This window comes from Gordonia sputi NBRC 100414 (assembly GCF_000248055.1).
GTDB lineage: Bacteria > Actinomycetota > Actinomycetes > Mycobacteriales > Mycobacteriaceae > Gordonia > Gordonia sputi.
Window position 1 is genome coordinate 85703 of record NZ_BAFC01000112.1, and the last position, 15101, is coordinate 100803.

General features: G+C 66.2%; 18 protein-coding genes and 1 tRNA gene. 6 read left to right on the top strand and 13 right to left on the bottom strand.

Annotation, left to right across the window (positions count from 1 at the left end; translation table 11 throughout):
- Window positions 1-88: 88 nt before the first annotated feature.
- Window positions 89-1927 (bottom strand): GmrSD restriction endonuclease domain-containing protein, encoded by a 1839-nt coding sequence (locus GOSPT_RS17655; RefSeq protein ID WP_005207814.1) that lies wholly within the window; start codon window positions 1925-1927, stop codon window positions 89-91.
- A gap of 209 nt (window positions 1928-2136) precedes the next feature.
- Window positions 2137-2221, bottom strand: a tRNA-Leu gene (locus GOSPT_RS17660).
- Window positions 2222-2281: 60 nt separating this feature from the next.
- On the opposite strand from GOSPT_RS17660, the gene GOSPT_RS17665 reads away from it, so the two are divergent.
- Genes GOSPT_RS17665 through GOSPT_RS17675 form a run of 3 tightly spaced genes read left to right on the top strand, consistent with a single transcriptional unit; the run spans window position 2282 to window position 4278 of the window.
- Complete coding sequence (locus GOSPT_RS17665; protein WP_039856559.1) at window positions 2282-2752, top strand: glucitol operon activator; 471 nt, start codon at window positions 2282-2284, stop codon at window positions 2750-2752.
- Window positions 2749-3120 (top strand): DUF3817 domain-containing protein, encoded by a 372-nt coding sequence (locus GOSPT_RS17670; protein ID WP_005207816.1) that lies wholly within the window; start codon window positions 2749-2751, stop codon window positions 3118-3120. The genes GOSPT_RS17665 and GOSPT_RS17670 overlap by 4 nt, the downstream gene beginning before the upstream one ends.
- A gap of 45 nt (window positions 3121-3165) precedes the next feature.
- A complete protein-coding gene (locus GOSPT_RS17675) occupies window positions 3166-4278 on the top strand; it encodes a glycosyltransferase (RefSeq protein ID WP_005207817.1) in 1113 nt (370 codons plus the stop codon).
- Window positions 4279-4325: 47 nt separating this feature from the next.
- Here the strand turns inward: GOSPT_RS17675 and rdgB are convergent, their stop codons facing one another.
- The 11 genes from rdgB to clpS all read right to left on the bottom strand — a co-directional run bounded on the left by rdgB (window position 4326) and on the right by clpS (window position 12091).
- Entirely contained in the window at window positions 4326-4937 is a 612-nt protein-coding gene (rdgB, locus tag GOSPT_RS17680) for an RdgB/HAM1 family non-canonical purine NTP pyrophosphatase (RefSeq protein WP_005207818.1), read from the bottom strand.
- 4 nt (window positions 4938-4941) lie between these two features.
- A complete protein-coding gene (gene rph, locus GOSPT_RS17685; RefSeq protein ID WP_005207819.1) occupies window positions 4942-5697 on the bottom strand; it encodes a ribonuclease PH in 756 nt (251 codons plus the stop codon).
- Window positions 5698-5715: 18 nt separating this feature from the next.
- The gene (locus tag GOSPT_RS17690; protein ID WP_005207820.1) at window positions 5716-6483 is read right to left on the bottom strand and encodes a cyclic nucleotide-degrading phosphodiesterase; all 768 of its coding nucleotides are present in this window, start codon (window positions 6481-6483) and stop codon (window positions 5716-5718) included.
- Window positions 6484-6587: 104 nt separating this feature from the next.
- A complete protein-coding gene (gene murI / locus GOSPT_RS17695; protein ID WP_039856561.1) occupies window positions 6588-7397 on the bottom strand; it encodes a glutamate racemase in 810 nt (269 codons plus the stop codon).
- On the bottom strand, window positions 7394-8041 hold the full coding sequence (locus GOSPT_RS17700) for a rhomboid family intramembrane serine protease (RefSeq protein ID WP_005207822.1): 648 nt from the start codon (window positions 8039-8041) through the stop codon (window positions 7394-7396). Before GOSPT_RS17700 ends, murI begins: the two co-directional genes overlap by 4 nt.
- Window positions 8042-8236: 195 nt before the next feature.
- Window positions 8237-9208: a PLP-dependent cysteine synthase family protein gene (locus tag GOSPT_RS17705; protein ID WP_005207823.1), complete on the bottom strand. Its 972-nt coding sequence runs from the start codon at window positions 9206-9208 to the stop codon at window positions 8237-8239.
- A gap of 7 nt (window positions 9209-9215) precedes the next feature.
- On the bottom strand, window positions 9216-9524 hold the full coding sequence (locus GOSPT_RS17710) for a MoaD/ThiS family protein (protein ID WP_005207824.1): 309 nt from the start codon (window positions 9522-9524) through the stop codon (window positions 9216-9218).
- Between the two features lie 7 nt (window positions 9525-9531).
- Complete coding sequence (locus GOSPT_RS17715; protein ID WP_005207825.1) at window positions 9532-9939, bottom strand: M67 family metallopeptidase; 408 nt, start codon at window positions 9937-9939, stop codon at window positions 9532-9534.
- Between the two features lie 91 nt (window positions 9940-10030).
- Window positions 10031-11155 carry a P1 family peptidase gene (locus tag GOSPT_RS17720; protein WP_005207826.1) on the bottom strand — a complete coding sequence of 375 codons (1125 nt, stop codon included), beginning with the start codon at window positions 11153-11155 and terminating at the stop codon, window positions 10031-10033.
- Complete coding sequence (aosR, locus tag GOSPT_RS17725) at window positions 11155-11730, bottom strand: oxidative stress transcriptional regulator AosR (RefSeq protein WP_005207827.1); 576 nt, start codon at window positions 11728-11730, stop codon at window positions 11155-11157. The genes GOSPT_RS17720 and aosR overlap by 1 nt, the downstream gene beginning before the upstream one ends.
- Window positions 11731-11749: 19 nt before the next feature.
- The gene (clpS, locus tag GOSPT_RS17730) at window positions 11750-12091 is read right to left on the bottom strand and encodes an ATP-dependent Clp protease adapter ClpS (protein ID WP_039856542.1); all 342 of its coding nucleotides are present in this window, start codon (window positions 12089-12091) and stop codon (window positions 11750-11752) included.
- Between the two features lie 20 nt (window positions 12092-12111).
- Between clpS and GOSPT_RS17735 the strand changes: the two genes are divergently transcribed.
- The 3 genes from GOSPT_RS17735 to GOSPT_RS17745 form a co-directional block, all read left to right on the top strand.
- On the top strand, window positions 12112-13416 hold the full coding sequence (locus GOSPT_RS17735; protein ID WP_005207829.1) for a nicotinate phosphoribosyltransferase: 1305 nt from the start codon (window positions 12112-12114) through the stop codon (window positions 13414-13416).
- Window positions 13417-13557: 141 nt separating this feature from the next.
- A complete protein-coding gene (locus GOSPT_RS17740) occupies window positions 13558-14169 on the top strand; it encodes an isochorismatase family protein (RefSeq protein WP_005207830.1) in 612 nt (203 codons plus the stop codon).
- Between the two features lie 80 nt (window positions 14170-14249).
- Window positions 14250-15101, top strand: an 852-nt coding sequence (locus GOSPT_RS17745; protein WP_039856543.1) for an ATP-dependent DNA helicase, incomplete at its 3' end; no start/stop codon positions are given.

A 15101-nucleotide genomic window follows, 5' to 3' on the forward strand; every position in this document is an offset into this window, starting at 1 on the left:
AAGTTCCTCGTTGCTCGACGACCGGTCCTTGGTTCCCGATAGCCAAATCTTGCATCTTGATCTGACCCGACCGCGCGAGAACAGCAAGCTACTCCGATTCATCCGGCAACTCTTCGATTTCGGAAATCTCGAACTGCGTTGAATCCTCCGACGCTCCGTGATCTACATCGCGCGGCACGGCCTTGCCCATCGCATTCTCCACAAGGTCACACAATCGGCGCCGACGCTCTGTGAAGTAGGAAGTGAAGTCGTCGGCGCGCAACGATCCAGCTGGAACCAGGTGGGCCTCCACCAGTGCATTCAGCTTCGACGGGTCGATCTGCGCCTTCTTCTCAATCTGCGCGAGATAGACCGAGGGTGCGGCGCCACCAATTGTGCGATTGGTTACGGCGGAGATCGCAGTCTTGTTCACGATGCTCTCGCGACGTTCGTCGTCGATCTTGTGATTTTCACACCACTTCTTCGGGAAGATGTGGTGAATGTCGACCGCCAAGTTTGCGTACTGCACCTTGTCGAGAGCTTTGTCTTCCATCCAGTCTCGCGCCGAGTTGCCCAGCAGGAGGGCGTAGATACCTTTGTAAGCGGCCGCATTTCGAGTCCGAAGGGAGTGGAGGCGCGACTCCACGAACGTGGCGTCATTGACGGTATTGGGCACCGGAGCAGTCGAGTCGCCCCGCGCCCAATCCGGTACTTGTTCGAGGTCGCGCACGAACCGCGTTTCGCTGGCGCCACCGTAGAGCTCTCCGAGAATCCCACACCAAAACCAGCGAACCAACTTCTCACGGGGACCGAGGAGGTCGGCGTCGTGGCCCATCGCCACTCGAATAGCAGCGAGCGGTACCAGTTGCTTGGGATATGGCAAGAATCTGGTGTCGAAGACGTGCCGGTCCGCCATGAAGTCCGACGCCCAGATGAATGCTTCGCGGAGCGGACCGACCCATTCCAGGTAGTCGTCGAGCGAGAGTTTCAGGACGTCTTCGCGCTTCGCGGACACTGCGGGCGGCCTCGGACCGGTGTAAGCGAGATTGCGTTTGCGGGTTGTGAGCAGGGTAACGGCCTGCAGAAAGTCGGTGTTCTCCAAGCCGGCGAGCACGGGATACCCGGCGAACTTCGCCTGCGTCTCCTTCCAGTCGTCGTTCAGGCGGAAATCTGTGCCGTGAGTTCGGTAGTAGTCGGGGTCGCCCGCAAAGGTGGCGGTCAACAACTCGAACACATTGAGCGGGAGCCCGCCGACGTTGACCCGCTCGAAGACCGTCGCCACTGCCCCTTTACTGGTGTCCTTGTCGAGCTCGATCGCCGGGATGTTGTACGCGCCGGCTGGTTTGATGATGTTGTTGTTGAACGCCTTCGCAAGCTCGAGATCCTTCAGCTCGAACAGCCACGACATAGCGTCCCCGAAAACCAAACTCACCGGAAACAACCCGGCCGCCTGCTGTTTTTCAGGTGTCGACGCGTCGCGGACGATGTCTTTGCCAAAATTCGTCCGCTCGATTCCGTCACCGGGCAGCGACAACACCGCCTCGTCGATACGATCCTCACCCAGGACGGCGACGTGCATGTCGATGAAGTAGCGGCGATCCATGCGTTTGCCCCGGCTGTCCATGGTGTGCACCACGCCATCGCCGGTCAGCGCTTGCGTCAGTGAGGTCAACCGCTGCTGTCCGTCCAACAACAACGACTCTGCGTGCGTACCGATCGGCACGTCGGTTCCCTCGATCGGGCGGGGCTTGAAGCGAATCTGGTCGTTGCCGGTATTGAGAAGCATCACCACACCCAACGGGTGACCACGAAGCACGGTCACCAGCAGCTGCCGAATTCGTTCGTCCTCCCACTTGTAACCCCGTTGAAAATCGGGCAGCTGAATCTTCCCCGACTCCGCCCACTTCAGAAACTCACTGAGCTCATACAGCGGCGTCTGGAATCCCATCAGAATGCCTCCCACTCGTTGTGAAGTCGGATCACGTTGTGCCGAGCTCACGGTCTACGCCAGACCAAGGACACGTCACCAGATCGTCCAACTACTACTCGATGACTGATCTCCGCCGCGATGGTATTGGGCAGAACTGACACAGAGGCCCGAACGTGGAGGGTGTGCACGTCCGTGGCTTGAAGCGCTCAAGCGTTCAACGACCCAGCTGGTGCGCGAGGGGGGACTTGAACCCCCACGTCCGTAGACACTGGAACCTAAATCCAGCGCGTCTGCCAATTCCGCCACTCGCGCGTGCGCGGTCAACAGTACCGGTCGCGCGGCGATACACCCAGGCCAGGTACCGTCAAGGGTATGTCTACTACGCGTCGTGGTGCTCGCAGGCACCGCCCGGCACTGTTGGTGCTGGTGGCGCTCGCCGCTGTCGTGTGCCTCGGCATGGCGTGGTGGCAGTGGGATCGTTTCGAGTCGTCGGGCGGCACCGGTCAGAACCTGGGTTACGCGCTCCAATGGCCGGCGTTCGCCGTCGCGTTCGTTTGGGCATACCGCCGGTTCGTCGTGCTCGAAGCGGATCCGGAGGAGGTCGAGAAGCTCAAGCCGAAGGGCGTGACGGAGATCCCCGACGGCATACTTCCCGAGCGGGCAACCACCCCGAGCGCGTCGTCGTTCGCCGCGAATCCCGCGCGCGACGATTCCACACTCACCGACTACAACCGGTACCTCGCCGAGCTCGCCGCCACAGACCGAGAGCGCACCGAGGCGCACCCGGTCACCACGCCCGCGACGACCCGCGAGTCCACACAGACGGAGGAACACCACAGGTGAGCAGCGAGACCCCACAGAGCACCGAAACCGCCCGGTCCACACAGACCGCCACGCCCGTCGCGAAGGTGAAGAGCGCACTGACTCGCTATCGCGTGCTCGCGTGGATCACCGGTATCTGGCTGCTGCTGTTGGTCGCCGAGCTGATCCTGCGTTATGGCTTCGGCAATCACGTGTTGGACTTCGTCCCGCCGGTACACGGCTGGATCTACTTCATCTACCTCGTCTGCGCGATCGACCTCGGCATCAAGGTGCGCTGGTCGGTCGGCAAGATCATCGTGACCGCCATCGCGGGCACCATCCCCTTTCTCTCCTTCTATGTCGAGCACATCCGGTCGAAGGAAGTAAAGGCGCAGTTCAACCTGACCTAAGGCACGCGCAGCTCTGCGTTCACGCGAGCGCGGCTGACTGGCGGGGTGCGCATCGTCCAGTTGGCCAACTTCTACGGTGAGCGCTCCGGAGGACTGCGCACGGCCGTCGACCGCTGGGGTGCCGGCTACGTCGCCGCCGGACATGACGTGACGCTCGTCGTACCGGGAAGCGAATCCCGGGAAGACCTGATGCCGTCGGGAGTAGTGAAAATCTCGGTGCGCGCGCCGGGCATCCCGTTCTCCGGCGGCTACCGCCTGGCATCTGCTCGACGCGTCGCCGACGTCCTTGCTTCGATTCGCCCCGACGCGCTCGAGGTGTCGGACCGGCTGACGCTGCGCGGCTTCGGTGACTGGGCTCGACGCCGCGACATCCCGTCGGCGATGGTGTCGCACGAGCGGCTCGACAGGCTGCTCGCCATGGCGATGCCGGCCCGGACCGCACGGGCATTGGCCGATCGGGCAAACGCCGCGACCGCCAACTCGTATGACTCCGTGGTGTGCACCACCGGGTTCGCCGCCGCTGAGTTCGAACGTATCGGAGCCAGCAACGTGGTCCGCGCACCGCTCGGCGTCGACCTGGAGCAGTTCGCGCCACACCACCTCGACCCCACACTGAGTGCCCGCTGGACCGACGGATCGACGACGCTGCTGGGCCACTGCGGCCGACTGTCGATGGAGAAGCGTGCGGACCGCTCCATCGCGGCCGCTGCCAAACTCCATCGCGCGGGGCTACCCGTGCATCTGGTCATCGCGGGAGACGGGCCCATGCGCGGCGCCCTGCAGCACGCCGCCAGGGGCCTACCCGTCACTTTCCTCGGCCACCTGCGTGACCGGCGCGAGGTCGCCGCGCTGTTGGCCAGCACCGACGTCTCGTTTGCTCCCGGCCCGCATGAGACATTCTGTCTGTCGGCGTTGGAATCGCTCGCGTCGGGGACGCCGGTCGTCGGATCGCGGTCGTCCGCCGTCGCGGGGATGGTCGACGAGTCGTGCGGCGCACTCGCCGACAATTCGGGGACAGGGTTCGCACACGCCGTCGAGCGTGTTCTGTCGATACCGCGTTCCGAACGTGAAGGGGCCGCTCGCGCGCGAGCTGCGCAGTTCACGTGGCCCGATTCGGTCTCACGGATGCTCGCGGTCCACAGCGGCAGCGCAGGCTGACGGTAGCCCCTTGCCGCGACGCCCGGTCCGTTGCGCGCCGTCGACCCTCAGGCCAGGGCGCGCAGCGCAGGAACCAACTGCGCCAAGGCTTTTCCGCGATGACTCAGTGCGTCCTTCTCCGCCGGAGCCAGCTCGGCGGCAGAGCGTCCGGCAGCTACCGCGTCGTCGGGAATGAAGAGCGGATCGTAGCCGAAGCCGTTGGAGCCCTGCGGTTCTCGCGCGAACACGCCGCGCCACTCGCCGCGCACGACGGTCTCGTCGCCCGACGGCGACACCAAGGCACACGCCGACACGAATGCCGCGCCGCGTCTGTCATCGGGTGTGTCCGAGAGTTGCGCCAGCACCAGCGCGTTGTTGGCCGCGTCGTCGCCGTGTACGCCACTCCATCGAGCCGAAAGCACGCCGGGCATCCCGTTGAGTGCGTCGATCTCGATTCCCGAATCATCTGCGAGACAAGGCAACCCGGTTGCCCGCGCGCCCGCTCTGGCCTTGATCAACGCGTTGTCCTCGAACGTCGCGCCCGTCTCGGGTTCTTCGGGGTACTCGGGCACGGCGTCGAGCCCGATCACCTCGAGGCCCGTGAGGCCTGCGGCGTCGACGACCCGCTGAAGCTCGGCCAGCTTCTTACGGTTGCGACTCGCGAGGAGTACCTGCGACATCGAGTCAGGCCGGCTCTGGCAGGGTGCCGGGATACGGGAGCGCGAGCGCCTCGCGCTGTGCCACGAACAGCTTGTCCGTCCCGATCTCAGCCATGTCGAGCAGCTTGTCGAGGGTGGCACGCGGGAAGGTCGCGCCCTCGCCCGTGCCCTGCACCTCGACGAGGGTTCCGGCATCGGTGGCGACGACGTTCATGTCGACCTCGGCGCGCGAATCCTCCTCATACGGGAGATCCAATCGCACTCGTCCATCGACGACGCCGACGCTGACGGCGGCGATCATGCACGAGAGCGGCTGCGGATCCGACAGTCGCCCAGCAGCTTTGAGCCACGTCACCGCGTCGGCGAGTGCGACGTAGGCGCCGGTGATCGACGCGGTGCGCGTGCCGCCGTCGGCCTGCAGGACGTCGCAGTCGAGGGCGACGGTGTTCTCGCCGAGCGCGCTCAGGTCGATGCACGCGCGCAGCGAACGTCCGATCAGTCGACTGATCTCGTGGGTACGTCCCCCGATCTTGCCCTTGACCGACTCGCGGCGTGAACGCTCGTGCGTCGCGGCGGGAAGCATCGAGTACTCGGCGGTCAGCCAACCGAGCCCGGACCCGCGGCGCCAGGGCGGAACACCCTCGGTGACACTCGCGGTGCACATCACCCGTGTCTGACCGAACTCGATCAGCACCGACCCAGCGGGATTCGACGTGAATCCGCGGGTGATGGTGATGGGACGGAGTTCGTCGTCGGCCCTGCCGTCAGCTCGTGTGGTCACGAACTCAACTGTAGGAGATCACCCGGGTAGGTCGAACACCTGGCCCTGACGCACGAGGCCGACCGGCCCCGAGAAGGTGCTGCGCGCCTCGGCGAGGATCGCCTCGGCATCCGACCACGGTGCGACATGGGTGATCGCGAGCGATTTCGCGTCGGCCTTGGTCGCCATCTCCCCCGCCTCGATGCCCGACATGTGCAGGTGCGGAGGGCGCTCCGACGGTGCGTGCGTCCACGACGCCTCACACAAGAAGATGTCGGCATCCGCGGCGAGATCGATCACCGCGTCGCACGGACCCGAGTCGCCGCTGTAGGCGATGACCTGCCCCTCCGGACCGGTGAATCGCAGTCCGAACGTGGCGGGCGGATGGTCGACGCGGAAGGGTTCGATCGTGATGCCGCCCAACGTGATCTCGATGTTGTCCGACCACTCGTGGACGTCGAACGTATCGCTGATGTCGTCGATCTGACCGCCGAACTCGCTCGACGCCGCCCCGATCCGCAGCGCGGTACCCGTCGGCCCGTACAGCGACGCCAGTCCGGTCGCAGGCGTCGGCGCGTAGCGACGCCACACCAGCATTGCGGGCAGGTCGACGCAGTGATCGGCATGCAGATGGCTCAGCACGACGTCGACGTCATTCGGGTCGACGATCCGCTGCAGTTCCCCCATCACCCCGGGGCCGCAATCGACGAGCACGGGTCGATGGCCGGGAACGGTCAGCAGGTAGCCCGAGCAGGCCGCACCGGGGCCACCGACACTGCCCGAACAGCCCAGGACAGTCAGACGCATACGACCTACATTGCCACGCGCACATGGCGGGCAGACCACTTATCGGTCACAAGACACGCCGACTCGGACGTGTGACCGATCCGACGTCGGCGACACTCCGCACGTCAGACCGGATCCACCGGTCGGACAACAGGTCCGAGGAAGCGACTCGACAGCTTTGCGAACATCTCGGGGTCGCCGGTCGCCTGGAAGTGGCGCACCGCCTCGCGGCCGGTGTGCGGGTGGAGCAGATCGGATTCGGTGAGCACACGGAACAGATCCTTGGCGGTCTCCTCGGCGCTGGACACGAGCGTCACCTCGTCGCCCATCGCCAACTGGATCACGCCCGACAGCAACGGATAGTGGGTGCATCCGAGCACAACCGTGTCGACGTCGGCCTCCTGCAGCGGCTCGAGATATCCCTGCGCGAGACCAAGGATCTGCCTACCGCTGGTGATGCCGCGTTCGACGAAATCGACGAATCGCGGACATGCGACCGCGGTGATCTGGGCGTCGCGGGCGGCGGCGAACGAGTCCTGATACGCGCGCGAGGAGATCGTCGCCTCCGTGCCGATCACGCCGATGCGCCCGGTCTTCGTCGCGACGACGGCTCGACGGACCGCTGGCAGCACCACCTCGATCACCGGGATCGGCGCGTAGCGCTCGCGGGCATCGCGCAGGCAGGCCGCGGACGCGGTGTTGCAGGCGATCACGATTGCCTTGACCCCGCGCTCGGCGAGGTCGTCTCCGATCGCGAGGGCGTGTCGTCGGATCTCCGGAATGGTCAGCGGACCGTAGGGTCCGTTCGCGGTGTCGCCGATGTAGACGATGTCCTCGTCGGGCAGTTGGTCGATGATCGCGCGGGCAACGGTCAGCCCACCGACGCCGGAATCGAAGATGCCGATAGGCGCGTCGGTGCGTGTGTTGGTGACTATGACCGCACCCCCGGTGTTGTCGGACCATACGGAGATACAGGACCCGATGAGGCCGTCGGGCGTCGGCGACGATCCCGGTCGGCGAGGAACCACGCGGCGAGTACACCGCCGATGGCGCCGAACAGATGTCCCTGCCACGAGACCCCGAAGGTGCCGGGGAACACGCCCCACAGCACCGATCCGTATACGAGAAAGAGGATGACTCCGATCGCGATCTGCGTGAGGTCGCGGTTGAAGAGTCCGCGTACGAGCAGGTATGTCAGCCAACCGAAGATGATGCCCGACGCCCCGACCGTGACGCTGTACGACGGCGCGAACAACCAGACACCGATGCCCGACACGATCCAGACGATTGCGGTGACGATGAGGAAGCGTTTGCTCAGCAGCAGAATGAATCCCAGCACGACGAGCGGGATCAGATTGGCGAACAGGTGCTGCCAATCGGCGTGCAGGAACGGCGCCCACAGGATGCCGTCGAGTCCGTCGATCTGGCGTGGTTCGATGCCGGCGCGATCAAGGTCGTAGTGAGTTGCGGCGTCGATCGCCTCGACGATCACGAGCACCGCGACGATGAACGCCATCACGATCGCCGACCGCGCCCACAGCGGCCGCGCGCCGCGCGTGGGGGTGGTGCTCGGTGTCATCTCGTTCCTTCGTCGGGTGGTCTCGACAAGCTCGACCAGCGGGTTCAGCTCGACCAGCGGTGGTCTCGACAGGCTCGACCAGCGAGGGTAGCTCGACCAGTGGTGGTCTCGATAAGCTCGACCAGCGGGTTGGGCTCGACCAGCGGGTTGGGCTCGACCAGCAGTGGTCTCGACAAGCTCGACCAGCGGAGGCGGCTAAGCCCAGAGCTGTCCCTCGAGTGCCTGCTCGGCATCCTCAAGGCTACCGTCGTAGGCCCCGGTGGACAGATACTTCCACCCCGCGTCGGGCACGACCAATCCGATGTCGGCGCGTCGACCCTCCTTGAGCGCCTTGCGGCCGATGCCGCGGGCGGCCTGCAGGATCGCGCCCGTCGACACTCCGGCGAAAATGCCCTCGAGGTCGATGAGTTCGCGGACCCGCGCGACGGCGTCGACGCCCTGAACGGAGTATCGGCGGGTCAGCACCGATTCGTCATACAGCTCGGGCACAAAACCCTCGTCGATGTTGCGCAGGCCGTACACCTCGTCGCCGTATCGCGGTTCGGCCGCGACGATCTCGATGTCGGGGTCGCGTTCGCGCAGATACCGTCCGACGCCCATCAACGTTCCGGTGGTGCCGAGACCCGCGACGAAGTGGGTGATCTCGGGAAGATCGGCGAACAGTTCCGGGCCGGTGCCCTCGTAGTGCGCGCGCCAGTTGGCCTCATTGCCGTACTGGTAGAGCATCACCCAATCGGGGTGCTCCGCTGCGAGTTCCTTGGCTATACGGACGGCGGTATTCGAGCCGCCCGCGGCTGGTGACGAAATCACCTCGGCGCCGTACATGCGCAGCAGTGATCGACGTTCGTCCGAGGTGTTCTCGGGCATCACGCAAATCAAGTGGTAGCCCTTGAGCTTCGCGGCCATGGCAAGCGAGATACCGGTGTTGCCGCTCGTGGGTTCGAGGATCGTCGACCCCGGCTGCAGCAGGCCGTCGGCTTCGGCTTGCTCGATCATGCGCAGCGCCGGCCGGTCTTTGGTCGAGCCGGTGGGGTTGCGATCTTCGAGCTTGGCCCAGAGCCGCACGTGCGGACCGTCGTCGGTGTCGTCCCACCTCGGTGAGAGGCGTTGCAGTCCGATCAGGGGCGTGTTCCCGACGGATGAGATCAGCGACGTGTAGCGCGCCACGAAATCCCTATCGTCCGAGCGCTGGCAGTGCGCCGCCGGCGACCGCGGGCAGGATGGTGACCTCGTCGCCGTCGTCGATCGTGGTCGCGAGACCGCCGGAGAAGCGCACGTCCTCGTCGTTGACGTAGATGTTGACGAAGCGGTGCAGCTTGCCCGCGGCCGCACCATCCGTGGCAACTAGGCGTTCCTTGAGGCCGGGGTTGGCAGTCTCGAGATTGTCGATGAGCTCCGACAGCGTCGAGCCGGAACCCTCGACCCGCTTCTCGCCGCCGGTGTGCGTACGCAGGATGGTCGGGATGGACACGGTGACCGTCATGGTTGATTCAGCTCCTGATCTCGATGGGTTCTTCGGTGACATCACCGTCGATGATGCGGTAACTCCGGATCTCGGTGTCGTCGGCGTCGCGCGTGGACACGAGGACGTAATGCGCCTGGGGTTCGCTGGCATAGGAGACGTCGGTGCGGCTCGGGTATGCCTCTGTGGCGGTGTGAGAGTGATAGATGACGATCGGCTCCTCGTCGTTGCGATCCATCTCCCGCCAGACCTTCAGTTGCTCCGTCGAATCGAAGCGGTAGAACGTCGGCGACCGCTCGGCGTTGACCATCGGGATGAACCGGACGGGACGGTCGGAGCCCTCCGCGCCTGCGATCACCCCGCACGCCTCGTCCGGATGATCGGCGCGCGCATGCGCGACCATCTCGTCGACCAACTCCTGGCTGATCTGCAGCACTCGCTCTCCTCGAAGTGAACGGATAAACGTCCTGACGAACAACGTGCCCCTCGACGCCGCTATTCCGAGACCCCGGTGACGACTCCGGCAGCTACGCGATGCCGGTGGTCGTGATCGCCGACGGCGCGAGGTCGGCGTAGGAGGGCACGCCCGCCACCGAATCGGCGGCCAGCACCGCGTTGACGATCGCGCGTTGGGTGACCGTCACGGCGACGCGGCAGATCTCGGCGAGGACAGCGACGTCGGGGTTCATCCCCGACGGCACGAACGCCGCGGGCTCGGTCGGCTGTGCTCCGGTCGCAACCGCGAAGATGGTGTCGCCGTCGAGCGGCGAGTGCACGGGGTGGATGGCGCGGGCGAGCCCGTCGTGCGCCGACATCGCGATTCGACGTACCGACGCGGCGTCGAGTTCGGCGTCGGTCGCCACCACGCCGATCGTCGTGTTGAGCACGGTCTGTTTGGCAGCGACCTCGGCCAATCGCGCGGCATCCGAGCTGTCCGGGCGGGCGAGTCCGTAATACGCGAGGTCGTGTTCTGTTGCACCCCAAGGCAATCCGGTAGTCGGATCGATCACCGAGCCCACCGGGTTGGCGACGATCAACGCGCCGACGGTGATGCCCGACGCCGCGCCGGTCTCGATGCGCGACGACGCCGTACCCACTCCACCTTTCAGTCCGCCCGCCCGAGCTCCGGCCCCGCCGCCGACACTGCCCTGAGCGACCTCGGCGCCCGCAGCCTGCAGCGCCGCGTGTCCGAAGCCCGCGTCCGGACGGTTGGTCCACCCGCCCATCGGGAGGTCGAAGATGACGGCCGCCGGAACAATCGGGACCACGCCGCCCTGGGCGTTCATCGGTAAGCCACGACCCGACTCCTCGAGCCCGGCCATCACCCCGTCCGCGGCGGCGAGTCCGTAGGCGCTGCCGCCCGTAAGGACTATCGCGTGCACCGTGGTCACGGTGTTCGACGGATCGAGCAGGTCTGTCTCGCGAGTCCCCGGTCCGCCACCACGCACGTCGACAGCCGCGGTCGGGGCATGCGTCGCTCCCTCCGGCGTGCTGACGACCACGACGGTCGTACCTGTCGCCCACCCCGTGCCGGGCGGATCGTCGGGTCCGCCGAGGCCGAGTGTGGCGTCGGCATCGACGAGGTGGTGATGACCGACGGCGATGCCTGCCACATCGGTGATCCGATCACCGGCGGGAGCCCAGCCGGTCATCACATCATCGCCTCGACGAGCAGCTCCTGGATGACTGTCAGCCAGTGATAGACGTCGAGGTGAGCAGCATGCGGATGGTCGGGCGGGAGCCGGTCGGGGGTGTCCTCGGAGATCCCGAGCGTCGCGCCCAGCGCGAGGCGGACGTCGTTGAGCGCGGTCAGCCAGCACATCGCCTCCTCCTCGGTCAGCGAGACATCGCCGCCGCCGTCGGGGAGAGTCGCGAGCATCGTCGTCGACGCCGCGAGCTTGGCGTCGATGATCTTGGGTTCGTTGACGCTGCGCAGTGCCGCGTTGAGCCGCCCGTTCACGGCGTCCGCGGTGAGTTCGGTGTCCTGGTCGGGACGATGAAAGTCGGGCAGCAGACGGCCGAGGGTCGCATCCGTCGGGGCACTCGAGTGTCCGGTCCGGATGCCGGTCAGCTCGGCGAGGTCGTCGCGCGGCGCGCTCGCCTCACGTTCGGTGAGCAGCTCCGACATCGACGCCACCATCGACGCGAGGAGCTCGGACTCGTGAGACTCCAACGACGTCGTGTACCGCACCGAGCGTCCTCGGCCCTTGCGTTTGAAAACGCGCACTCGTATGTCCCGCCCGCTGCTAGCTGTCGCGCTGCATCGTCGCCCACAGACCCGCGGCGTGCAGTTTCGTCACGTCGGATTCCATCTTGTCGCGGTCGCCCGACGACACCACGGCTTTGCCCTCGGTGTGCACCTGCATCATGAGCTGGTTCGCCTTGGATTCGGAGTATCCGAAGACCTTCTGGAAGACGAAGGTCACGTAGCGCATCAGATTGACCGGATCGTCCCAGACGATGGTCACCCAGGGACGGTCGAACGCCGACGCGGCATCGGCAACGGCCGGGTCGGCCACGGCCGTGCCACCGCTACCGCCGCCACTTCCGGGGGTAGCCTCATGCGCACGAATATCGTCAGGCGCCATACAAACTAGGGTAAGGGATCGTGACCATCCGCAACACCGCCCTGCTCACCGACCAGTACGAGCTCACCATGGTCTCCGCCGCGCTGCGGCACCCGATCGCACACCGGCAGTGTGTGTTCGAGGTGTTCGCGCGCCGTCTCCCCGACGGCCGCCGGTATGGGGTCGTCGCGGGCACCGCTCGTATCCTCGACGCGCTGACGCAGTTCCGCTTCGGCGACGACGAGATCGCCGTCGTCGAACGCTTCCTCGACGACGAGACCGTCGAGTGGCTGCGGAACTACGAGTTCACCGGCGACATCGACGGATATCGCGAGGGCGAGCTGTACTTCCCGAACTCGCCGATCCTGACGGTGCGCGGAACCTTCGCCGAGGCGGTGGTGCTCGAGACGCTGATCTTGTCGATCCTCAACCACGACAGCGCCATTGCCTCCGCAGCCGCGCGCATGGTCAGCGCAGCGAGCAGGCGCCCGATCATCGAGATGGGATCGCGTCGCACGCACGAATGGGCAGCTGTGGCGAGCGCACGGGCCGCCTACCTCGCGGGTGTCGCGGCAACGTCGAACCTCGAGGCGGCACGTACCTACGGCGTGCCGAGCGCGGGAACCGCGGCGCATTCGTTCACCCTCGCGTTCACCGATCCCGAGGGCCCCAACGAGAAGGCGGCGTTCGCCGCGCAGATCGAGACACTCGGTGTCGGCACCACGCTTCTCGTCGACACCTTCGACATCACCCAGGGCGTGCGCAACGCCGTCGAGGTGGCAGGTCCCGAGCTCGGTGCAGTCCGTATCGATTCCGGCGATCTCGGCGTGTTGGCACGGCAGGTCCGCGAGCAACTCGACGAGCTGGGCGCCCCGAACACCAAGATCGTCGTCTCCGGCGATCTCGACGAATATGCGATCGCGTCACTGCGCGCCGAGCCGGTCGACACCTACGGCGTCGGCACGTCGTTGGTCACCGGCAGCGGCGCCCCGACGGCCGGCATGGTCTACAAGCTGGTCGAGGTCGACGGCATCCCCGTCGCCAAACGCGCCAGCCACAAGGAGTCGAAGGGCGGCGCGAAGAACGCCGTGCGGGTCGCGCGGCCGACCGGGACCATCGTCGAGGAGATCCTCTACCGCGCCGGAACACCGACACCCGACGTTCCGGGACACGTCGTCCGACCGTTGCAGATCCCGCTGGTTCGCGGTGGGCGGCGCGTCGACGACCTTCCGACGCTCGACGACGCGCGCGCGTTCCTCGCCGAAGGTCTGGTCAGCCTGCCGTGGGAGGGACTCGGACTCTCGCACGGAGATCCCGCCGTACCGACGCGTTTCCAACTCGGCTGACAGCACAGGGAACCGATCCCCACCCGCCGACGTCCAAGCATCGAACCGGTATACCGAGCAACCCGACTACTCACGCATCTGAGTACACGAGCACACACAACCGATCACACAGCAGCCACGCCACGACCCGAGGAGATCGGAATGTCCAGCCCACACTTCGATGACGACGTCAGCCCAGCCCAAGCGCTCATCGTCGTCGACGTCCAGAACGACTTCTGTGAGGGTGGCGCGCTCGGCGTGAACGGCGGCACCGCGGTCGCGCGGTCGCTGAAGTCATTGACAGACGACTACGGCATCGTCGTGGCGACGCGTGATTACCACATCGATCCGGGCGCGCATTTCTCCGACAATCCCGACTTCGTCGACACCTGGCCGCCACACTGCAGGGTCGGGACGGACGGCGTCGCGTTCTCGCCCGAGTTCGATACCTCCGCGGTCCAGGAGGTGTTCTCCAAGGGTGCGTATAGCGCGGCGTACTCCGGATTCGAGGGCGCCTCGGACGACGGCACCACACTCACGGACTGGCTCCGCGCCCATGACGTGCGCAGCGTCGACGTGGTCGGCATCGCCACCGATCACTGCGTACGCGCCACCGCGATCGACGCCGCGAACGAGGGTTTCGACACCCGCGTCCTGTTGAGCTTCACTGCGGCAGTCTCCGAACCGACCGCCAACGCCGCGCTGACGAGCTTGCGCGACGCAGGCGTCACGCTCGTGGGCGACTTGGTCTACGGCGGACAGGCCGCTTCCTAGTGACCGACCTATCTGTAGCGAATGCCGCCAAGCCGGACGCCTCGGGGCCAACTACCTCGCGGGCGACCGGGCTCCCGCCGGTGACCGCCCTCCTCGACACCGCCGTGACCGCGCTGTCGGGCAAACGCCGCGACGGGCAGGTCCGCATGGCCTCCGCCGTCGCCAACGCCATCGACACCGGTCAGCACCTCGCAGTGCAGGCGGGTACGGGCACGGGAAAGTCGTTGGCCTATCTCGTGCCTGCCATCCGGCACGCCGTCGAATCCGGCGACACGGTGGTGGTCTCCACGGCGACCATCGCACTGCAGCGCCAACTGGTCGAGCGCGACCTGCCCCGCCTCTCCAAAGCCCTGAAGGGTGCGCTCGGCCGCGAGCCGACGTTCGCGATCCTCAAGGGTCGCGGAAACTACTTGTGCCTGAACAAGATTCACGCCGGGACCGTCGAAGAGCCGGATACCGAGCTGTTCGACGCGTTCGAACTCTCACGCACCGGCCGGGAGGTCACGCGCCTGCGCGAGTGGGTGTCCGACACCGACACGGGCGACCGCGACGACCTCTCCCCCGGCGTCACCGACCGATCGTGGCGGCAGGTCAGCGTCACCTCGCGCGAGTGTCTCGGGGCGTCGAACTGCTCGTATGCCGAGGATTGCTTCGCCGAACGGGCACGACGCAAGTCCGGGCAGGTCGACGTCGTGGTGACCAATCACGCGCTGTTGGCGATCGACGCGATGAGTCCGGCAAACGTGCTGCCCGACCACCATGTGGTGATCGTCGACGAGGCGCACGACCTCGTCGACCGCATCACTTCGGTGTCGACGTCCGATCTCTCGGCCGCCTCGATCACGGTGGCCGCCCGACGCTGCGGCAAGCTCATCGACGAGGAAACCGTCGACGCGCTGATCGGCGCGGGCGAGCAACTCGGCGACATGCTC

Excerpts from the sequence above, each read along its gene's own strand:
- clpS (WP_039856542.1), bottom strand. The coding sequence starts at position 12,091 with ATGGCGCCTGACGATATTCGTGCGCATGAGGCTACCCCCGGAAGTGGC.
- rdgB (WP_005207818.1), bottom strand. The coding sequence starts at position 4,937 with ATGTCGCAGGTACTCCTCGCGAGTCGCAACCGTAAGAAGCTGGCCGAG.
- GOSPT_RS17700 (WP_005207822.1), bottom strand. The coding sequence starts at position 8,041 with ATGACACCGAGCACCACCCCCACGCGCGGCGCGCGGCCGCTGTGGGCG.
- GOSPT_RS17710 (WP_005207824.1), bottom strand. The coding sequence starts at position 9,524 with ATGACGGTCACCGTGTCCATCCCGACCATCCTGCGTACGCACACCGGC.
- GOSPT_RS17690 (WP_005207820.1), bottom strand. The coding sequence starts at position 6,483 with ATGCGTCTGACTGTCCTGGGCTGTTCGGGCAGTGTCGGTGGCCCCGGT.
- GOSPT_RS17740 (WP_005207830.1), top strand. The coding sequence starts at position 13,558 with ATGTCCAGCCCACACTTCGATGACGACGTCAGCCCAGCCCAAGCGCTC.
- GOSPT_RS17655 (WP_005207814.1), bottom strand. The coding sequence starts at position 1,927 with ATGGGATTCCAGACGCCGCTGTATGAGCTCAGTGAGTTTCTGAAGTGG.
- GOSPT_RS17720 (WP_005207826.1), bottom strand. The coding sequence starts at position 11,155 with ATGACCGGCTGGGCTCCCGCCGGTGATCGGATCACCGATGTGGCAGGC.
- GOSPT_RS17665 (WP_039856559.1), top strand. The coding sequence starts at position 2,282 with ATGTCTACTACGCGTCGTGGTGCTCGCAGGCACCGCCCGGCACTGTTG.